This window comes from Klebsiella sp. CN_Kp113 (assembly GCF_040064585.1).
Lineage (GTDB): Bacteria > Pseudomonadota > Gammaproteobacteria > Enterobacterales > Enterobacteriaceae > Klebsiella > Klebsiella michiganensis.
The window spans coordinates 75632-91252 of the sequence record NZ_JBEAID010000027.1; the positions used below are offsets into that span (position 1 = coordinate 75632).

General features: G+C 53.6%; 17 protein-coding genes. 6 read left to right on the forward strand and 11 right to left on the reverse strand.

Features of this window, described 5'->3' with window-relative positions; genetic code table 11:
• Positions 1-169: 169 nt before the first annotated feature.
• Positions 170-403, reverse strand: a complete 234-nt coding sequence (locus tag ABLV30_RS18795; RefSeq protein WP_049082818.1) for a hypothetical protein — start codon at positions 401-403, stop codon at positions 170-172.
• A gap of 270 nt (positions 404-673) precedes the next feature.
• Positions 674-1432, reverse strand: a complete 759-nt coding sequence (locus ABLV30_RS18800; RefSeq protein WP_004851801.1) for a YdiY family protein — start codon at positions 1430-1432, stop codon at positions 674-676.
• 289 nt (positions 1433-1721) lie between these two features.
• Between ABLV30_RS18800 and pfkB the strand changes: the two genes are divergently transcribed.
• The 3 genes from pfkB (at position 1722) to ABLV30_RS18815 (ending at position 4009) form a co-directional block, all read left to right on the forward strand.
• Positions 1722-2651 (forward strand): 6-phosphofructokinase II, encoded by a 930-nt coding sequence (pfkB, locus tag ABLV30_RS18805; RefSeq protein ID WP_025108227.1) that lies wholly within the window; start codon positions 1722-1724, stop codon positions 2649-2651.
• 94 nt (positions 2652-2745) lie between these two features.
• Positions 2746-3030, forward strand: a complete 285-nt coding sequence (ghoS, locus tag ABLV30_RS18810; RefSeq protein ID WP_009653733.1) for a type V toxin-antitoxin system endoribonuclease antitoxin GhoS — start codon at positions 2746-2748, stop codon at positions 3028-3030.
• 106 nt (positions 3031-3136) lie between these two features.
• A complete protein-coding gene (locus ABLV30_RS18815) occupies positions 3137-4009 on the forward strand; it encodes a fructosamine kinase family protein (protein WP_004851808.1) in 873 nt (290 codons plus the stop codon).
• Positions 4010-4028: 19 nt separating this feature from the next.
• Here the strand turns inward: ABLV30_RS18815 and tonB are convergent, their stop codons facing one another.
• Positions 4029-4766: a TonB system transport protein TonB gene (tonB, locus tag ABLV30_RS18820; protein ID WP_048262491.1), complete on the reverse strand. Its 738-nt coding sequence runs from the start codon at positions 4764-4766 to the stop codon at positions 4029-4031.
• Positions 4767-4977: 211 nt separating this feature from the next.
• On the opposite strand from tonB, the gene ABLV30_RS18825 reads away from it, so the two are divergent.
• Positions 4978-5274 (forward strand): YciI family protein, encoded by a 297-nt coding sequence (locus ABLV30_RS18825; protein WP_004103089.1) that lies wholly within the window; start codon positions 4978-4980, stop codon positions 5272-5274.
• Between the two features lie 211 nt (positions 5275-5485).
• On the opposite strand, the gene ABLV30_RS18830 is transcribed toward ABLV30_RS18825, so the two are convergent.
• A complete protein-coding gene (locus ABLV30_RS18830; RefSeq protein ID WP_048262493.1) occupies positions 5486-6586 on the reverse strand; it encodes an NADH:flavin oxidoreductase/NADH oxidase in 1101 nt (366 codons plus the stop codon).
• Between the two features lie 283 nt (positions 6587-6869).
• Entirely contained in the window at positions 6870-7043 is a 174-nt protein-coding gene (locus ABLV30_RS18835; RefSeq protein ID WP_004851815.1) for a YciY family protein, read from the reverse strand.
• Between the two features lie 143 nt (positions 7044-7186).
• Here ABLV30_RS18835 and cls point away from each other — a divergent pair, with 143 nt between their 5' ends.
• Both cls and ABLV30_RS18845 read left to right on the forward strand, forming a co-directional pair.
• A complete protein-coding gene (gene cls / locus ABLV30_RS18840; RefSeq protein WP_009653730.1) occupies positions 7187-8647 on the forward strand; it encodes a cardiolipin synthase in 1461 nt (486 codons plus the stop codon).
• Positions 8648-8681: 34 nt separating this feature from the next.
• Complete coding sequence (locus ABLV30_RS18845; RefSeq protein WP_004103097.1) at positions 8682-9011, forward strand: HI1450 family dsDNA-mimic protein; 330 nt, start codon at positions 8682-8684, stop codon at positions 9009-9011.
• Positions 9012-9084: 73 nt separating this feature from the next.
• Here the strand turns inward: ABLV30_RS18845 and ABLV30_RS18850 are convergent, their stop codons facing one another.
• The 6 genes from ABLV30_RS18850 to oppA all read right to left on the reverse strand — a co-directional run bounded on the left by ABLV30_RS18850 (position 9085) and on the right by oppA (position 15556).
• The gene (locus ABLV30_RS18850) at positions 9085-9921 is read right to left on the reverse strand and encodes an ion transporter (RefSeq protein ID WP_029946974.1); all 837 of its coding nucleotides are present in this window, start codon (positions 9919-9921) and stop codon (positions 9085-9087) included.
• 45 nt (positions 9922-9966) lie between these two features.
• Positions 9967-10971 (reverse strand): murein tripeptide/oligopeptide ABC transporter ATP-binding protein OppF, encoded by a 1005-nt coding sequence (gene oppF / locus ABLV30_RS18855; RefSeq protein WP_004851821.1) that lies wholly within the window; start codon positions 10969-10971, stop codon positions 9967-9969.
• The gene (locus tag ABLV30_RS18860) at positions 10968-11981 is read right to left on the reverse strand and encodes an ABC transporter ATP-binding protein (RefSeq protein ID WP_004851823.1); all 1014 of its coding nucleotides are present in this window, start codon (positions 11979-11981) and stop codon (positions 10968-10970) included. The genes oppF and ABLV30_RS18860 overlap by 4 nt, the downstream gene beginning before the upstream one ends.
• Positions 11982-11992: 11 nt before the next feature.
• Positions 11993-12901 (reverse strand): oligopeptide ABC transporter permease OppC, encoded by a 909-nt coding sequence (gene oppC, locus ABLV30_RS18865; protein ID WP_187228055.1) that lies wholly within the window; start codon positions 12899-12901, stop codon positions 11993-11995.
• Positions 12902-12915: 14 nt separating this feature from the next.
• The gene (gene oppB, locus ABLV30_RS18870; protein ID WP_004851825.1) at positions 12916-13836 is read right to left on the reverse strand and encodes an oligopeptide ABC transporter permease OppB; all 921 of its coding nucleotides are present in this window, start codon (positions 13834-13836) and stop codon (positions 12916-12918) included.
• An 88-nt stretch (positions 13837-13924) separates the two neighbouring features.
• Positions 13925-15556, reverse strand: a complete 1632-nt coding sequence (gene oppA / locus ABLV30_RS18875) for an oligopeptide ABC transporter substrate-binding protein OppA (RefSeq protein WP_025108232.1) — start codon at positions 15554-15556, stop codon at positions 13925-13927.
• Positions 15557-15621 lie beyond the last annotated feature (65 nt).

Sequence of the window (15621 nt, forward strand, 5' to 3'; positions counted from 1 at the left end):
CGTACGGCAAAAGAGCGCGGCAGGACGATATGACGCATAAAGAATATTTATGCTTTCACATCAATTATGCATGTTTAACACAAAGTGCGGAAAGCAAAACCGGTACGGCATTACCCGGTTTGCTGCTTCACGAAATAATTAAAGGATGATGTTCAAGAACAATGAAATATCAGGACCATTCGCCGGCGACAAGTTTATGAACATCAAAAGCATCATTCATAGACTGCCCGGTAGACTGTGAGCCCGGCGCTATGTTGGAGCCTGCTTCGACATCGGTAGCTTTGGCGATGCCAACTTGGTTATGCTCGTTATTACCCGGCTGCGGTGCGGGAGCGGCGGCAAATGCGCCAAAAGACAGCGTGCACAGCATCACGGCCGCGAGTGCGATTTTGCTATTTCTCATGATAGTCATTCTCTTATTTGTTTCAGATAAATAGAACGGCGTCGTTATCGCCGCCTGTGTGCAACAGTATAGATCCAGATCACATTTTTGTCCGACCCAATATTTATCTTTTCGTGTCAAATTAACTGCATATTTGTCAGCAAAATAGCAATTGTGGGGAAATTATGAAGACGATTTCTTTTTATAAAAAACAAAACGAGAGACCAAAAATAATAATGTCACTTATTGCCAAATTTAAAACAATCAGGCCAGAATATCTGGCCTGAAATATTACATTTTATAACCCAGCGATAGCGTGGTACGGCGATCGGTGTGTTCCGGCGCCGATGACGGCGGCTCAGAGTTCCACGTCAGGTTATAGGCGACCTTGAGGGCAAAGTGAGCATTGATGGCAACGTTCAGCGCGCTTTCGGAGTTCAGCGTCGTATCTTCAGCGCCGAATACCGAAACACCTTGCGTAAATTTGGCGTTATCGGTCATCTGCCAGGCGTAAGTGCCGGAAGCATAGCCCAACGGCTGAGTATCAGTATCGCCGTCGGTATATTCGTCGTAGCGTACGCCAGGACCAAATTCAAAACGCAGGCTGTGTACCGGTCCGTTCATAATCTGTCGACCATAACCTGCGGTAAACACATCCCGCTGCTGATAACCATTGTAACGATCCGTCAGCCAGCTGGCCTGGCCAAATATATAGTTCTGGTCAGTCAGGTTGTAACGACTACGTCCCCCCACCGCGTACCTTTCCGAAGAGCGCTGATCGTTTGACGACGTATTGCTGGCATTCCCCCACAGCGACCATGCGGTGGTATTGCCATACCAGGTCAATGTGGAGTCGGCGGTCATTGAGGAACTTTTCGTATTGCCGGACTGCGCCAGATAACCGGCGTTAACAGTACCTTCGAAAGGTTTTTTAGCAGAAGATGGGTCATCCATGACAGTAAAAACGGAATCATCGGCCATTGCGCACGCAGACGCAAAAAGCCCTCCCGCGAGCAACGCCGCTGCGGGTACTGTCTTCAAAAGCTTCATTTAATTTTAAGTCCGTACAACCTATAAGGAGACCTGGAGGGTCCCGGGAGCTTTCGCGAGGATCGCGGATAGCCGGTCCTAAGAAAGGGAGTAAATTATAAAAAAGCACGATTAACTTAGCAATCAATTACTCTTTCATTTTTTGTATAAGACGCTTCTCAAAACAATTTTTATTTCATAAAGATAAAAAGAGGTTGCGTTGTATAAGTGGCGCGTCGCTTCCCCTTCCCTCCTTTAAGTGCCATGCTTAAAACCAGAGCAGCTAAATTCGTATTATGGAGGAAACTGGATGACCAAAATCTATACGCTCACGTTAGCCCCCTCGCTCGATAGCGCAACCCAGACCCCGCAAATTTACCCGGAAGGCAAACTGCGCTGTAGCGCTCCCGTGTTTGAACCCGGCGGCGGCGGAATTAACGTTGCGCGAGCCATCACTTTTCTTGGCGGCAGCGCCACAGCCATCTTTCCCGTCGGCGGGGCGACAGGCGAACACCTGACGGCGCTGCTGACGGATGAACATGTTCCCGTCGATACGGTAGAGACCCATGACTGGACGCGGCAGAATCTTCACGTGCATGTGAACGCCAGCGGCGAGCAATATCGTTTCGTGATGCCGGGCGCAGCGTTAACTAAGGAGGAGCTCCAGCTCCTTGAGGAAAAGGTCCTCGCCATCGCCCCGGGTTCCCTGCTGGTGATTAGCGGAAGTCTCCCGCCCGGCATCAGCGTCGATAACCTGACGCAGCTGGTCAAAAACGCTCAGCAGCATGGATTGCGCTGTATTGTTGATAGTTCCGGTGACGCGCTCGCCGCAGCGCTTGATGTCGGCAATATCGAGCTGGTTAAGCCGAACCAGAAAGAGCTTAGCGCGCTGGTACAGCGGGATCTGAGCCAGCCGGATGATGTGCGTCTTGCGGCGCAGGAGCTCATTCGGTCGGGCAAAGTCCAGCGCGTCGTCGTCTCCCTCGGCGCCCAGGGTGCGCTCGGCGTTGATGCCCAGGGTAGCGTTCAGGTAGTACCGCCGCCGATGAAAAGCCAGAGCACCGTCGGCGCCGGTGACAGTATGGTCGGCGCAATGACCTTAAGGCTGGCGGAAAACGCCTCGCTTGAAGATATGGTTCGCTTTGGCGTTGCGGCGGGTAGTGCGGCAACCATCAATCAGGGCACCCGCCTTTGCTCGCTGGATAATACGCAAAAAATCTACACCTATCTGCGCGGTTGATAACGCCTTCGCTCCCTCTGGGAAGACAGAGGGAGTCGCCAAATCAGCATGATGGTCTATGCTAAAAATGCCATGGATAACAACGGGGTGAAAAATGAGTAGCGAAATTATTGCCTGGGTCGTCACGGTTCGTTTTCACGAAGAGACGTTAACCGAAATTAACGAACTCAGTAATCACCTCACCCGCGCCGGATTTACCCTCGTCTTAAACGATGATGAAGGGAACGTCCACGAGCTCGGCACCAACACCTTCGGCCTGCTTTCTATGCAGAATGCCGAGGAAGTCAACGCCTTAAGCGCAGGTTTAGCCGAAACCGCGCTGGGAAGACCCGTCGACGTCACCGTGGTCACATTCAGCGAGTGGTTAAAAGCTCAATAAGTGCGATTGACGCAACGGAAAACGTCCAGTTGTGCGTCAGTTCGAGTTTTACGCCGGGTTTATGCGCTAACCTTATGAAATGTTGGAAAACATGGGGAGAGACGGCATGTGGCAAGCTATCAGCAATTTGTTACGCGATTTGCATACCGAAGCAGCTGAAATCGAACTGCGAAACGAACTACCCGGTGGAGAGATACACGCTGCCTGGCATTTACGCTATGGCGGGCGAGATTACTTCGTAAAATGCGACGAACGCGAGCTGTTACCCATCTTCACGGCCGAGGCTGACCAGCTTGAGCTGCTGTCGCGCAGTAAAACGGTGAACGTACCGCAGGTTTTTGCCGTCGGCAGCGATCGAGATTACAGCTTTCTGGTGATGGAATACCTCCCTCCTCGCCCGCTGGATGCGCACAACGCTTTCCTGTTAGGCCAGCAAATCGCCCATTTACATCAGTGGAGCGACCAACCGCAGTTTGGTCTGGATTTTGACAACGACCTCTCCACCACTCCCCAGCCGAACGCCTGGCAGCGTCGCTGGTCCACGTTCTTTGCCGAACAGCGCATCGGCTGGCAGCTGGAACTCGCCGCCGAGAAAGGCCTGCATTTTGGTGATATCGATCATCTTGTTGATATTGTTCAGCAACGGCTAAGCAGTCATCAGCCGCAGCCGTCGCTGCTTCACGGTGACTTATGGTCCGGTAACTGCGCGCTCGGGCCAAACGGGCCCTATATTTTCGACCCTGCCTGCTACTGGGGCGATCGCGAATGCGATTTGGCGATGCTCCCGCTGCATCCGGAACAGCCGCCGCAAATCTATGACGGCTATCAGTCCGTATCGCCGCTGCCGTCCGGCTTTCTCGAGCGGCAGCCCATCTACCAGCTCTATACGCTGCTGAATCGGGCGATTCTGTTTGGCGGACAGCATCTGGTGACGGCGCAGAAAGCGCTTGATGAGGTGTTCATGGATAAGGCCCCGTAAGGGGCCTTGTTTTTAAGGGTTAGCTAATTTGTACGCCTTTCAGACGGAACTGAATGGTCATGGTAATGCCGGTTCCCGGTTTACCCGGTTCATAGCGCCACTTACGTAAAGCGTTTTTCACTTCACGCTCAAACATATTGGCAGGCTGGGCGGAGAGGATCTGCACGTTGTCCACGCGCCCGTCCGGCGTGACGTCAAACTTAACCCGTACGCTTCCTTCAATACGCAGCGCCTGGGCACGAGCCGGATAGCTCGGCTCTCCGCGGCTTAGCGCCCGAGGCCCGGAAGGCGCCGTCACGGTGGGTTTAGCGGTCGCGGTTGAGGAGCTCGGCGCGGTGCGCGCCGGCGCCGTATTGGTATTTTCAAACGGCGAGGCCGGGCGCGTTTCCGCCGGTTTTACATCACGCTTCGGTTGTTCGACCTTTTTTTCCGGCTTCGGTTTAGGCTTTGGCTTCGGTTTTGGCTTTGGTTTATGGATAACAACCGGCGCCTCTTTTGGCGGTTCAGGCATCACTTCCGGTTCCGGTTCTGGCTCCGGTTCAACAACGGGCTCAACGACCGGCTGAGCCGCCTGAGGCGGTTCCAGATCTGCCGGGGCCACCATAGTGATTTCAATGGGCTGTGAGGGTGCCGGCCGTTCAATAACCTGATGTACCGAAGTATAGAGCAACCCCGCGATAACACTGCCGTGGATAACCACAGACAGTAGCGTAGGCCACGGAAAGCGGCGAGGTAAATCAAAGGTCATTGCGCTCATAGTCGTTTCTGTTGAAAAATGATGCCCCGATTTTAAATGCAAATAGCAATCATATTCAACTAGGGTTGTTGGCTTGTATCAAAATTTGCCCTGTTTTCTGACAAAAAGCCCCCGGGACGTGGCATTCTGGGGATCGTGATCATCTTTGCATTGCAGTCAACGACGGTTTCACTTAACGTGATTCGCCAATTTATTGATAAGGAGCCATGCCGTGCTTTACGTTATCTACGCTGAAGATATCGCCGACTCTCTGGAAAAACGGACATCGGTACGTCCCGCCCATCTGGCGCGTTTGCAATTATTACATGATGAAGGTCGTTTACTGACCGCCGGCCCAATGCCTGCCGTAGACAGTAATGAACCCGGCGCGGCGGGCTTCACCGGCTCAACGGTCATTGCGGAATTTGAATCGCTGGAAGCGGCGCAATCATGGGCTAATGACGATCCCTATATCGCCGCAGGGGTTTATCAGAAAGTCTCGGTGAAACCGTATAAAAAGGTGTTTTAGCATATAAAATGCTTAAGCAATAAGAACGCGGTTAAAATTTAATCTATGGCGATCGTTCATTAGAGGACGTTTCTAAGTACGCGTGTACGGAATGGTCGCCATCCTTATGTCTCTCCACTTCCCCGGTTCTGCATTCCGATCTCTTTAGGTCGCGCCCTGATGATAGCCATTTGCCGGCAGTGCATCAGCACCGCCGACTTTCTATGGTTAATTACCTGTTGGACTTCAGCGTTCCCTTAAGACCATGCGGTTCTGAGCGAAGATACTGCGGCGGAACGCTCACCTGAGCGCCCAGCGCTGCCGCGGCATGCCATGGCCAGTGCGGATTGTAGAGCACGGCGCGGGCAATGGCGATGAGGTCGGCGTCGCCATTTTGTAGCGCCTCTTCCGCCTGCTGCGCTTCCGTCACCAGACCCACACCGATCACCGGGATATTCACCTTCTCGCGGATTTCACGCGCGAACGGCAGCTGATAGCCGGGCCCCACCTGAATCGCCTGATGAGGCGACAGCCCGCCGCTGGAAACATGAATATAGTCGCAGCCAAGCGCCTCAAGCTGCTGGCTGAAGATAATCGATTGTGCGTTATCCCAGCCGCCATCCACCCAGTCTGTTGCTGAAAGTCGGACGCCCACCGCGATGTCCTGACTGACGGCCTCACGGATGGCCCGGAATATCTCGAGCGGAAAACGCAAACGGTTCTCCAGCGAGCCGCCGTATTCGTCGGTACGCTGGTTACTGAGCGGTGAAAGGAACTGGTGCAACAGGTAACCATGCGCGGCATGCAGTTCAATCAATTCAATACCCATCCGCTCAGCGCGTCTGGCGCTGTCTACGAATGACTGCTTGATGCGTTTCATGTGGTCCTGAGTAAGCTCAACCGGAGGACGTTCACCTTCACCATAGGCCAGCGCTGATGGCGCAACCGTGTCCCATCCGCCAGAATCATGCGCCAGCTGGTATCCCCCCAGCCAGGGGGCTGCGGAAGAGGCTTTTCGTCCGGCATGGCCCAGCTGGATACCGATGGGGATTGAAGCGTACTGGCGGATATCGTTCAGCACGGTGCGTAATGCGGCTTCCGTTTCGTCATTCCATAAGCCCAGATCAGCCGGGGTAATGCGTCCGGCGGGCTCTACAGCGCTGGCTTCGATAATCAGTAAGCCCGCACCGGAAAAAGCCAGTTGTCCAAGATGGATACGATGCCATGCCGTGGCCTTGCCATTGTCGGCGGAGTACTGGCACATTGGCGCAATGACAATACGGTTCTCAAGTTCCAGCTTACCGATTCGCACCGGACTAAAAAGTTGACTCATAGATACCTCTCAATAATAGAAGCCTTACGGACATTATAAGTAGCATGTGTTGATGCATGGCACTTCCCGTTTTTTGCGTTTATACGCGTTGGGCCAGTCTTATGAGGTATGGCGCGATGCGACTTCCTGCCCGCCGCTGCTGATGCAAACAATAACGCAGGAGCCCGCGAGAAACCGGGTTTCGCCGGCAGAAGAAAGAGAGATGACAGTATAAGAATGTATGCTAAGAACGAAACGCTGATAAAACAAAAGGCACCGCGAGCGGTGCCTTTTGTTTCGACTCTCAACATTCAGAGAAGGTGAACAGCAGCGAGTGACGTTGCCGTTTAACCAGCTCCTTTCTGATGGAGAGGATGCGCATATTACGACGCGACTGGCCTTCCAGCCAGCGTGCTTTACGGCGACTCACCTGCCGAAGCATGCGCCAGCGCCCTACTTCCGTTCTACTACGCTTCATTGCAACTACTCTACAAGTAAAAACAGCCTGCATTATAGACCGATGAATCTGGCTAACCAACGCTTTCGCTGCGTTTTTATTTGCCAGATGGATGATGATGCGTAAACTCATGTTATCAAGTCATTCAAAAGGATTTTTCATCTATGACAACCTTTTACACGGTGGTGAACTGGCTGGTTATACTCGGTTACTGGCTACTTATCGCCGGTGTAACATTACGGATATTAATGAAAAGGCGCGCGGTCCCGTCAGCGATGGCATGGCTGCTTGTCATTTATATTCTTCCCCTGGTGGGCATTATCGCCTATCTCTCTTTTGGCGAACTGCATCTGGGTAAACGCCGCGCCGAACGCGCGCGGGCCATGTGGCCCTCAACGGCCAAGTGGTTAAAGGACCTCAAAGCCTGCAAGCATATCTTTGCCGAGGAGAATAGTCCGGTCGCGGAATCCTTGTTCAAGCTCTGCGAACGTCGGCAGGGCATTGGCGGCGTCAAAGGCAATCAGCTCCAGCTGCTCACCGAATCCGATGACGTCATGCAGGCGCTCATCCGCGATATCCAGCTCGCTCGTCACAATATTGAGATGGTGTTCTATATCTGGCAGCCCGGCGGCATGGCCGATCAGGTCGCCGAGTCATTGATGGCGGCGGCAAGGCGCGGCGTACACTGCCGGCTGATGCTCGACTCCGCCGGGAGCGTGGCGTTTTTCCGTAGTCCCTGGGCCGCCATGATGCGTAATGCCGGCATTGAAGTCGTCGAAGCCCTGAAGGTCAACCTGATGCGCGTTTTTCTGCGCCGTATGGACCTGCGTCAGCATCGTAAAATGGTCATGATCGATAACTATATTGCCTATACCGGCAGTATGAATCTGGTCGACCCGCGTTTCTTTAAGCAGGACTCCGGCGTTGGCCAGTGGATCGATCTGATGGCGCGAATGGAAGGTCCGGTAGCGACAGCGATGGGCATTGTCTACTCCTGCGACTGGGAGATTGAAACCGGCAAACGTATTTTGCCTCCGCCGCCGGACGCGAACATTATGCCGTTCGAAGAGGCCAGCGGGCACACGATTCACACTATCGCCTCGGGCCCGGGCTTTCCGGAAGATTTGATCCATCAGGCTCTGCTCACGGCCGCCTACGCGGCCAAAGAGCATTTGATCATGACGACCCCCTACTTTGTGCCCAGCGACGACCTTTTGCATGCCATCTGTACCGCCGCCCAGCGCGGCGTCGATGTCAGCATCATCCTGCCGCGCAAGAACGATTCGCTGCTGGTGGGCTGGGCCAGTCGCGCCTTCTTTACCGAGCTGCTGGCTGCCGGGGTAAAGATTTACCAGTTTGAAGGCGGTCTGCTGCATACTAAGAGCGTGCTGGTTGACGGTGAACTTAGCCTCGTGGGCACAGTTAACCTCGATATGCGCAGCCTGTGGCTCAACTTCGAGATTACGCTGGTGATTGACGATGCCGGATTTGGCAGCGATCTGGCCGCGGTGCAGGATGATTACATCTCCCGCTCGCGCCTGCTGGACGCCAGGCTGTGGTTAAAACGTCCGCTGTGGCAGCGGATCGCCGAGCGACTGTTTTACTTCTTCAGTCCGTTGCTGTAAAACGTGCCAATCAGATGTTTAATGGGTAGCAATCATGGATATGGATTTAAACAATCGCCTGACCGAAGACGAAACGCTTGAACAGGCTTACGACATTTTCCTCGAACTGGCCGTCGACAACCTCGATCCGGCGGATGTCATTCTGTTCAACCTGCAGTTTGAAGAACGCGGCGGCGCCGAGCTCTTCGATCCGGCGCCTGACTGGGAAGAGCACGTCGATTTTGACCTCAACCCTGACTTCTTTGCTGAAGTGGTCATTGGTCTGGCCGATGAAGATGGCGGCGAAATTAACGATATTTTTGCGCGCGTGCTGCTGTGCCGTGAAAAAGACCACAAGCTCTGTCATATCCTGTGGCGCGAATAAGCTCTTTCTTAAGCAAATAGCTTATATATAAAAGAAGAAGCCTGCCTGAGTTAACCAGGGCAGGCTTTTTTAGTTATTCAGGCAGTTCGCTGCCGCAAGCGTTGCAGTAGCGAGCGTCTTTTTCATGAACGTTATGCTGACAATGCGGACACTGGCGCTGAGTCCGGCGATTCTGAAATGCGGTGGTCATATGGCTGGTAATTAAGCCGGTGGGGATCGCAATAATCGAGTAGCCAATCAAGATAAGAATGGAGGCCAAAATTCGCCCCAGCGGCGTATGCGGCGTAATATCGCCATACCCTACCGTGGTTATCGTCACTATCGCCCAGTAAACCGACGCGTTTAGCGTAGTAAAACCGTATCGCGGCCCCTCAACCAGATACATCAGGGAGCCAAAGATCACCATGACGATGGCAATAAAAGAATAGAACAGGATCAGCTGGTGGCGAGCGCTGACGATAGCGGCCCAGAAAATATTCAACGACGGCATAAAGCGCAGCAGCTTAAGGATACGCAACGCGCGGATAGCGCGCATGGCCCGCCAGGCAAACACGTACTCAATACTGATCTCGGGCCACAGCCACATAACGTAAAGCGGTAAAATGGTAGCCAGGTCAATAATGCCCCAGAAGCTGAAAATATACTTTAGCGGATTCGGCCAGCTGATAATGCGCAGAAAATACTCAAAGGTAAAAACCGCCGTCACGACAAGTTCGAGCCAGACGAAAATATGCCATTCGTCTAAGGTCAGATGATATTGCGTTCCGAGCCCGGACTCGATAAATATCACCAGCACGCTAAGCAGGGCAAATACGCCGCAAAGTCCCTCGAAATGCCGACCGGATCGTCGGTTTTGATCGAAGAGTAAATGATACAGCCGCAGACGAGCGGCATGAATATGAAAAGCCACGTTAACCTCGCTAAAAAAAGGGCTGACTAACGTCAGCCCCTGAGATTATAACGGGTCCACCTTCAGGCAGGAAACCGCATGGCGGAAACTGCCCTCCAGCACCGGTCGCGTCTTAGCGCACTCCGGCCCGGCAATCGGGCATCTGGTGCGGAATACGCATCCCGACGGCGGGTTAATCGGCGATGGCAATTCCCCCTCCAGAAGCTGGATCGTTTTATTCTTTTCCTTATCAGGGTCCGGAACCGGCACCGCCGACATCAGCGCTTTGGTATAGGGATGCAGCGGATTATGATACACCTCATCATAGGTGCCGAGCTCCACGGCATGGCCAAGATACATTACCAGCACGCGATCGGAGATATGCTTCACGACCGCCAGATCGTGGGCGATAAAAATCAGCGACAGTCCCATTTCCCGCTGCAGCTGCTGCAGCAGATTCACTACCTGCGCCTGAATCGACACGTCCAGCGCTGACACCGGCTCATCGCAGATAATGAGCTTCGGTTCAAGAATTAGCGCACGGGCAATACCGATACGCTGGCACTGGCCGCCGGAGAATTCATGCGGATAGCGGTTAATCAGGTTCGGCAGCAGCCCCACTTTCATCATCATCGCCTTAACGCGATCGCGAACTTCCTGACGCGGCATTTTGGGATGATAGGTGCGCAGCGGCTCGGCGATGATTTCCCCGATAGTCATGCGCGGATTTAGCGACGCCAGCGGATCCTGAAAGATCATCTGAATATCGCTGCGCACGTCGCGCCACTCGTCGGCCTTCATCCCCAGCAAATCTCTGCCTAACCAGGCGACTTTACCGTCGGTGGCCTTCACCAGACCGATGATGGCGCGCGCGAAGGTCGATTTTCCGCATCCGGACTCCCCGACCACGCCCAGCGTTTCCCCTTCATACAGACGCAGCGTTACGCCATCTACCGCTTTCAGCGTTTTCGACGGCTGCCAGAACCACTGTTTGCCGTCTTTAATATCAAAGTGTACTTTCAGATCGGCGATTTCGAGCAGGACTTTTCTTTGTTCCGTTACGGCGTTCATAGCAAATCCCCCACCGGTTGAAAGCAGGCGCGCAGGCGGCCCGGCGCAAACTCCTCCAGAGGCGGAGCGCTGTTGCAAATCTCCATCGCGTGCGGGCAACGCGGCTGGAATGGACAGCCTTTCGGCAGACGCAGCAGATTCGGCGGGTTGCCCGGAATCGTTAACAGGGCGTCGCCTTCCGCATCCAGGCGCGGGACCGCATTGAGCAGGCCAATAGAATAAGGATGAGAGGGATGGTAGAAGACGTCGCGCGCCTGACCATATTCCATCGTGCGTCCGGCGTACATCACCAGCACCTTATCGCAGATCCCGGCGACGACGCCGAGATCGTGGGTAATCATAATGATCGCCGTATTGAACTCGCGCTTGAGCTCATTAAGCAATGTCATTATTTGCGCCTGCACGGTTACGTCCAGCGCCGTTGTCGGCTCATCGGCAATCAGCAGCTTAGGCCGGCACAGCAGCGCCATCGCAATCATGACGCGCTGGCGCATCCCGCCGGAAAACTCGTGCGGATACATTTTCATCCGTTTGCGCGCCTCGGGCATTTTGACCGCATCCAGCATTTTCACCGACTCTTCAAAGGCTTCGGCTTTGCTCAGCGCTTTATGCAGCATCAGGACTTCCATCAGCTGTTCGCCTACCCGCATATACGGATTAAGCGACGTCATCGGGTCCTGAAAAATCATTGAGATCTGCTCGGCGCGCAGCTTATTCAGCTCGCGCTCCGGGAGGTTAAGGATCTGCTTCCCGTTAAAGGTCGCTGACCCCCCAATACGGCCGTTGGCGGCCAGCAGGCCCATCAGCGCAAAAGCGGTTTGCGACTTACCGGAACCGGACTCGCCTACGATGCCTAAGGTTTCCCCGGCCCGTAGATTAAAATTGAGATCGTTGACCGCAGTCACATCACCATCGGGAGTCGCAAAGGTGACGCGGAGATCTTTCACATCCAGAAGCAATCCGGATTGTTGTGCTGCCTGCGGCGCTTTCGCCGTTTCCATCGTACTCATGTCGGCGCTCCTTAGCGGTCTTTCGGGTCGAGGGCATCACGCAGGCCATCGCCGATAAAGTTAAAACAAAACAGCGTTACCACCAGAAAACCGGCAGGAAACAGCAGCAGCCACGGCGACACTTCCATTGAGTTCGCGCCATCGCTGAGCAGCGCGCCCCAGCTACTTAACGGCTCCTGGGTACCCAGGCCGAGGAAGCTTAAGAAGGATTCAAACAGAATCATGCTCGGGACCAGCAGGGAGGCGTACACCACGACCACGCCAAGCACGTTAGGCACGATATGGCGGATAACGATATTGCCGGTTGAAACGCCGCCGACCTGCGCGGCTTCAATAAACTCTTTTCGCTTCAGGCTTAGGGTCTGACCGCGAACGATACGCGCCATATCCAGCCAGGAGACCATCCCAATGGCAACGAAAATCAGCAGGATATTCTGGCCAAAGAAGGTCACCAGCAGGATGACGAAGAACATAAACGGAAAGGAGTTGAGGATTTCCAGCAGGCGCATCATCACTGAATCCACCTTGCCGCCCAGATAGCCGGAAAGCGACCCGTAAAGCGTCCCCAGAATCACCGCCACCAGCGCTGCAGCCACGCCGACCATCAGCGAGATACGTCCGCCGATCGCCACCCGCACCAGCAGGTCGCGGCCCGAGGAGTCGGTCCCAAAGTAGTGTCCGGACTCCATATACGGGGCGCTGGACATCATGCCCCAGTCGGTATCGTAATAGGAAAACTGCGATACCATCGGCGCGATGGTGACAAAGAGCGCAATGATCACCAGCACAATCAGGCTGGCAACCGCGGCACGGTTATGCATAAAGCGGCGGCGGGCGTCCTGCCAGAGGCTGCGCCCCTCGACTTCCAGCTTTTCACTGAAGTTTTCCAGCGCCTCGTTGTTTTTCTTACTTAACATCATGGCGAACCCCAGCGTTAGTAACGGATCTTCGGATCGATAACGGCATACAGCACGTCAACAATCGCATTAAACAGGATGGTCAATGCGCCAACCAGAATGGTCAGACTAAGTACCAGCGAGTAGTCGCGGTTCAGCGCGCCGTTGACGAACAGTTGACCAATTCCCGGCAGGCCATAAATGGTTTCAATGACCATCGAGCCGGTAATAATGCCGACAAACGCGGGTCCCATATAGGAGAGCACCGGCAGCAGCGCGGGCTTTAACGCGTGACGCAGAATAATGCGGCGCATCGGTAAGCCTTTTGCCCGGGCGGTGCGAATGAAGTTAGAGTGCAGCACTTCGATCATCGAGCCGCGGGTAATACGCGCGATACTGGCGATATAGGCCAGGGACAGAGCCACCATAGGCAAAATCATATATTGCAGCGCCCCGCCGTTCCATCCGCCGCCCGGCAGCCAGTGCAGCGTAATGGCAAATATCATGACCAGTAAGGGCGCGACCACGAAACTCGGTATCACAACCCCGGTCATTGCCACCCCCATTACGGCAAAGTCCCATTTCGTATTTTGCTTCAATGCCGCAATCACCCCGGCACTCACGCCAAGCACCACCGCGAGAAAAAACGCGGCGAAGCCTAATTTGGCGGACACCGGGAAGCTGGACGCCACCAGATCGTTGACCGAGTAATCTTTATATTTAAAGGAAGGACCGAAATCACCGTGCGCCAGCTGCTTCAGATAATTGAAGTACTGGGTCATGATGGGGTCATTTAAATGGTATTTTGCTTCAATATTCGCCATGACTTCTGGCGGCAGCGTGCGTTCACCGGTAAAGGGGCTTCCCGGCGCAAGACGCATCATGAAGAAAGAGATAGTAATAAGAATAAATAGCGTCGGAATCGCTTCCAGACAGCGACGTAAGATAAATTTTAACATTGCCCGTACCTTCTGGCGTGTGCCTTCAATAGTGCGATGAAATAAGACACCGTGAGGCAAGCGGTAACGCCTGCCCCACGTATTGCCATTAGTGCTTCACAATGTACATATTTCTTGTATACGTATTATCCAGCGGATCTTTGCCGGTATAGCCACCGACCCACGGTTTAACCAAACGGGCGTTGACATAATAGAAGACCGGTACGATGACGGAGTCTTTATCCAGCTGCTGCTCAGATTGCGCGTAAAGGTCCGCGCGTTTCGCGTCATCGCTGGTTTTCAGCGTTTCAGCGATAATCTTGTCGAAAGCCGGGCTCTTATAATGCGAGGTATTGTTTGAGCTGTCGCTCAGCATCGTATTAAGGAAGGAGGTCGGTTCGTTGTAGTCCGCACACCAGCCGGCGCGCGCAACATCAAAGGTGCCCTGATGGCGATTATCGAGGAAGGTTTTCCATTCCTGATTTTCCAGCTTCACGTTTACGCCGAGGTTTTTCTTCCAGATAGACGCCACCGCGATAGCCAGTTTTTTGTGCAGATCGGACGTGTTATAGAGCAGATTGAAAGTCAGCGGCTTATCAGCGCTATAGCCAGCTTCGGTCAGCAATTTTTTCGCTTCTTCATTACGTTTTTCCTGCGACCACTTGAACCATTCAGGCTCAATCAGCTTCATGCCATCGGTGTACGGCGGCGTATAGCTGTAGGCTGGCAGGTCGCCCTGATTCTTCACTTTATTGACAATAATGTCGCGATCCAGCGCCATCTTCAGCGCAGTACGCACGCGAACGTCGGTAAATGGCGCTTTCTGGTTATTGATTTCGTAATAATAAGTGCACAGATACGGATCGACGTGAACTTCTTTCGGGATCTCTTTTTTCAGTTTCTGGAACAGTTCGATCGGCATGTTGTTATAGGTCATATCGATTTCGCCGCTGCGGTAGCGGTTGACGTCGGTGACTTCAGAAGAAATCGGCAGGAAGGTGACCTGATTAATCACGGTTTTGGCGTTATCCCAGTAGTTGGTATTACGCTCCAGAACAATGCGTTCGTTAACAACCCAATCTTTTAATTTATACGCACCATTGCTGACGATATTGGCCGGCTGGGTCCATTTGTCACCAAATTTCTCAATAGCGGATTTAGGTACGGGTGAAACGGATGGGTGAACGAGCAGTTTGTAGAAATACGGCACCGGCTCGCTGAGGGTCACTTCAAAGGTATGATCGTCCAGCGCTTTTACGCCCAGATCGGTCGCGGGTTTTTTCCCGGCGATAATGTCATCAACGTTGGCTAAATGGCCATACTGCAGATAGCTTGCATAAGGAGACGCGGTTTTCGGATCCGCCAGACGCTGCCAGCTATAAACGAAATCTTGTGCCGTGACCGGCGTGCCGTCGGACCACTTTGCATCTTTACGCAGATGGAAGGTCCAGACTTTAAAATCTTTGTTGTCCCATTTTTCCGCAACGCCCGCGACCGGATGGCCGTCCAGGTCGCTCACCAGCAGCCCTTCAAACAAATCGCGGTTAATATTGGACTCCGGCACGCCTTCAATTTTGTGCGGATCGAGAGACTGCACTTCGGAGCCATTGTTACGTACCAGCGTTTGTTTGTCCGCCAGCTGTACCCCTGCCGGTACATCTGCCGCAACGGCGGCGTTGATGGTCATTAACGCAGAGAGGACTCCTGCGGCAACCAGGCTTTTTTTCGTGATGATGGTCATGTGTTTGTTACTCCAATCATTATAATTACTGGCTATTTAACCAGCCTGTTTTCTCTTTTCTGGAT

Excerpts from the sequence above, each read along its gene's own strand:
- ABLV30_RS18795 (WP_049082818.1), bottom strand. The coding sequence starts at position 403 with ATGAGAAATAGCAAAATCGCACTCGCGGCCGTGATGCTGTGCACGCTG.
- ABLV30_RS18800 (WP_004851801.1), bottom strand. The coding sequence starts at position 1,432 with ATGAAGCTTTTGAAGACAGTACCCGCAGCGGCGTTGCTCGCGGGAGGG.
- pfkB (WP_025108227.1), top strand. The coding sequence starts at position 1,722 with ATGACCAAAATCTATACGCTCACGTTAGCCCCCTCGCTCGATAGCGCA.
- ghoS (WP_009653733.1), top strand. The coding sequence starts at position 2,746 with ATGAGTAGCGAAATTATTGCCTGGGTCGTCACGGTTCGTTTTCACGAA.
- ABLV30_RS18815 (WP_004851808.1), top strand. The coding sequence starts at position 3,137 with ATGTGGCAAGCTATCAGCAATTTGTTACGCGATTTGCATACCGAAGCA.
- tonB (WP_048262491.1), bottom strand. The coding sequence starts at position 4,766 with ATGAGCGCAATGACCTTTGATTTACCTCGCCGCTTTCCGTGGCCTACG.
- ABLV30_RS18830 (WP_048262493.1), bottom strand. The coding sequence starts at position 6,586 with ATGAGTCAACTTTTTAGTCCGGTGCGAATCGGTAAGCTGGAACTTGAG.
- ABLV30_RS18835 (WP_004851815.1), bottom strand. The coding sequence starts at position 7,043 with ATGAAGCGTAGTAGAACGGAAGTAGGGCGCTGGCGCATGCTTCGGCAG.
- cls (WP_009653730.1), top strand. The coding sequence starts at position 7,187 with ATGACAACCTTTTACACGGTGGTGAACTGGCTGGTTATACTCGGTTAC.
- ABLV30_RS18845 (WP_004103097.1), top strand. The coding sequence starts at position 8,682 with ATGGATATGGATTTAAACAATCGCCTGACCGAAGACGAAACGCTTGAA.
- oppF (WP_004851821.1), bottom strand. The coding sequence starts at position 10,971 with ATGAACGCCGTAACGGAACAAAGAAAAGTCCTGCTCGAAATCGCCGAT.
- ABLV30_RS18860 (WP_004851823.1), bottom strand. The coding sequence starts at position 11,981 with ATGAGTACGATGGAAACGGCGAAAGCGCCGCAGGCAGCACAACAATCC.
- oppC (WP_187228055.1), bottom strand. The coding sequence starts at position 12,901 with ATGATGTTAAGTAAGAAAAACAACGAGGCGCTGGAAAACTTCAGTGAA.
- oppB (WP_004851825.1), bottom strand. The coding sequence starts at position 13,836 with ATGTTAAAATTTATCTTACGTCGCTGTCTGGAAGCGATTCCGACGCTA.
- oppA (WP_025108232.1), bottom strand. The coding sequence starts at position 15,556 with ATGACCATCATCACGAAAAAAAGCCTGGTTGCCGCAGGAGTCCTCTCT.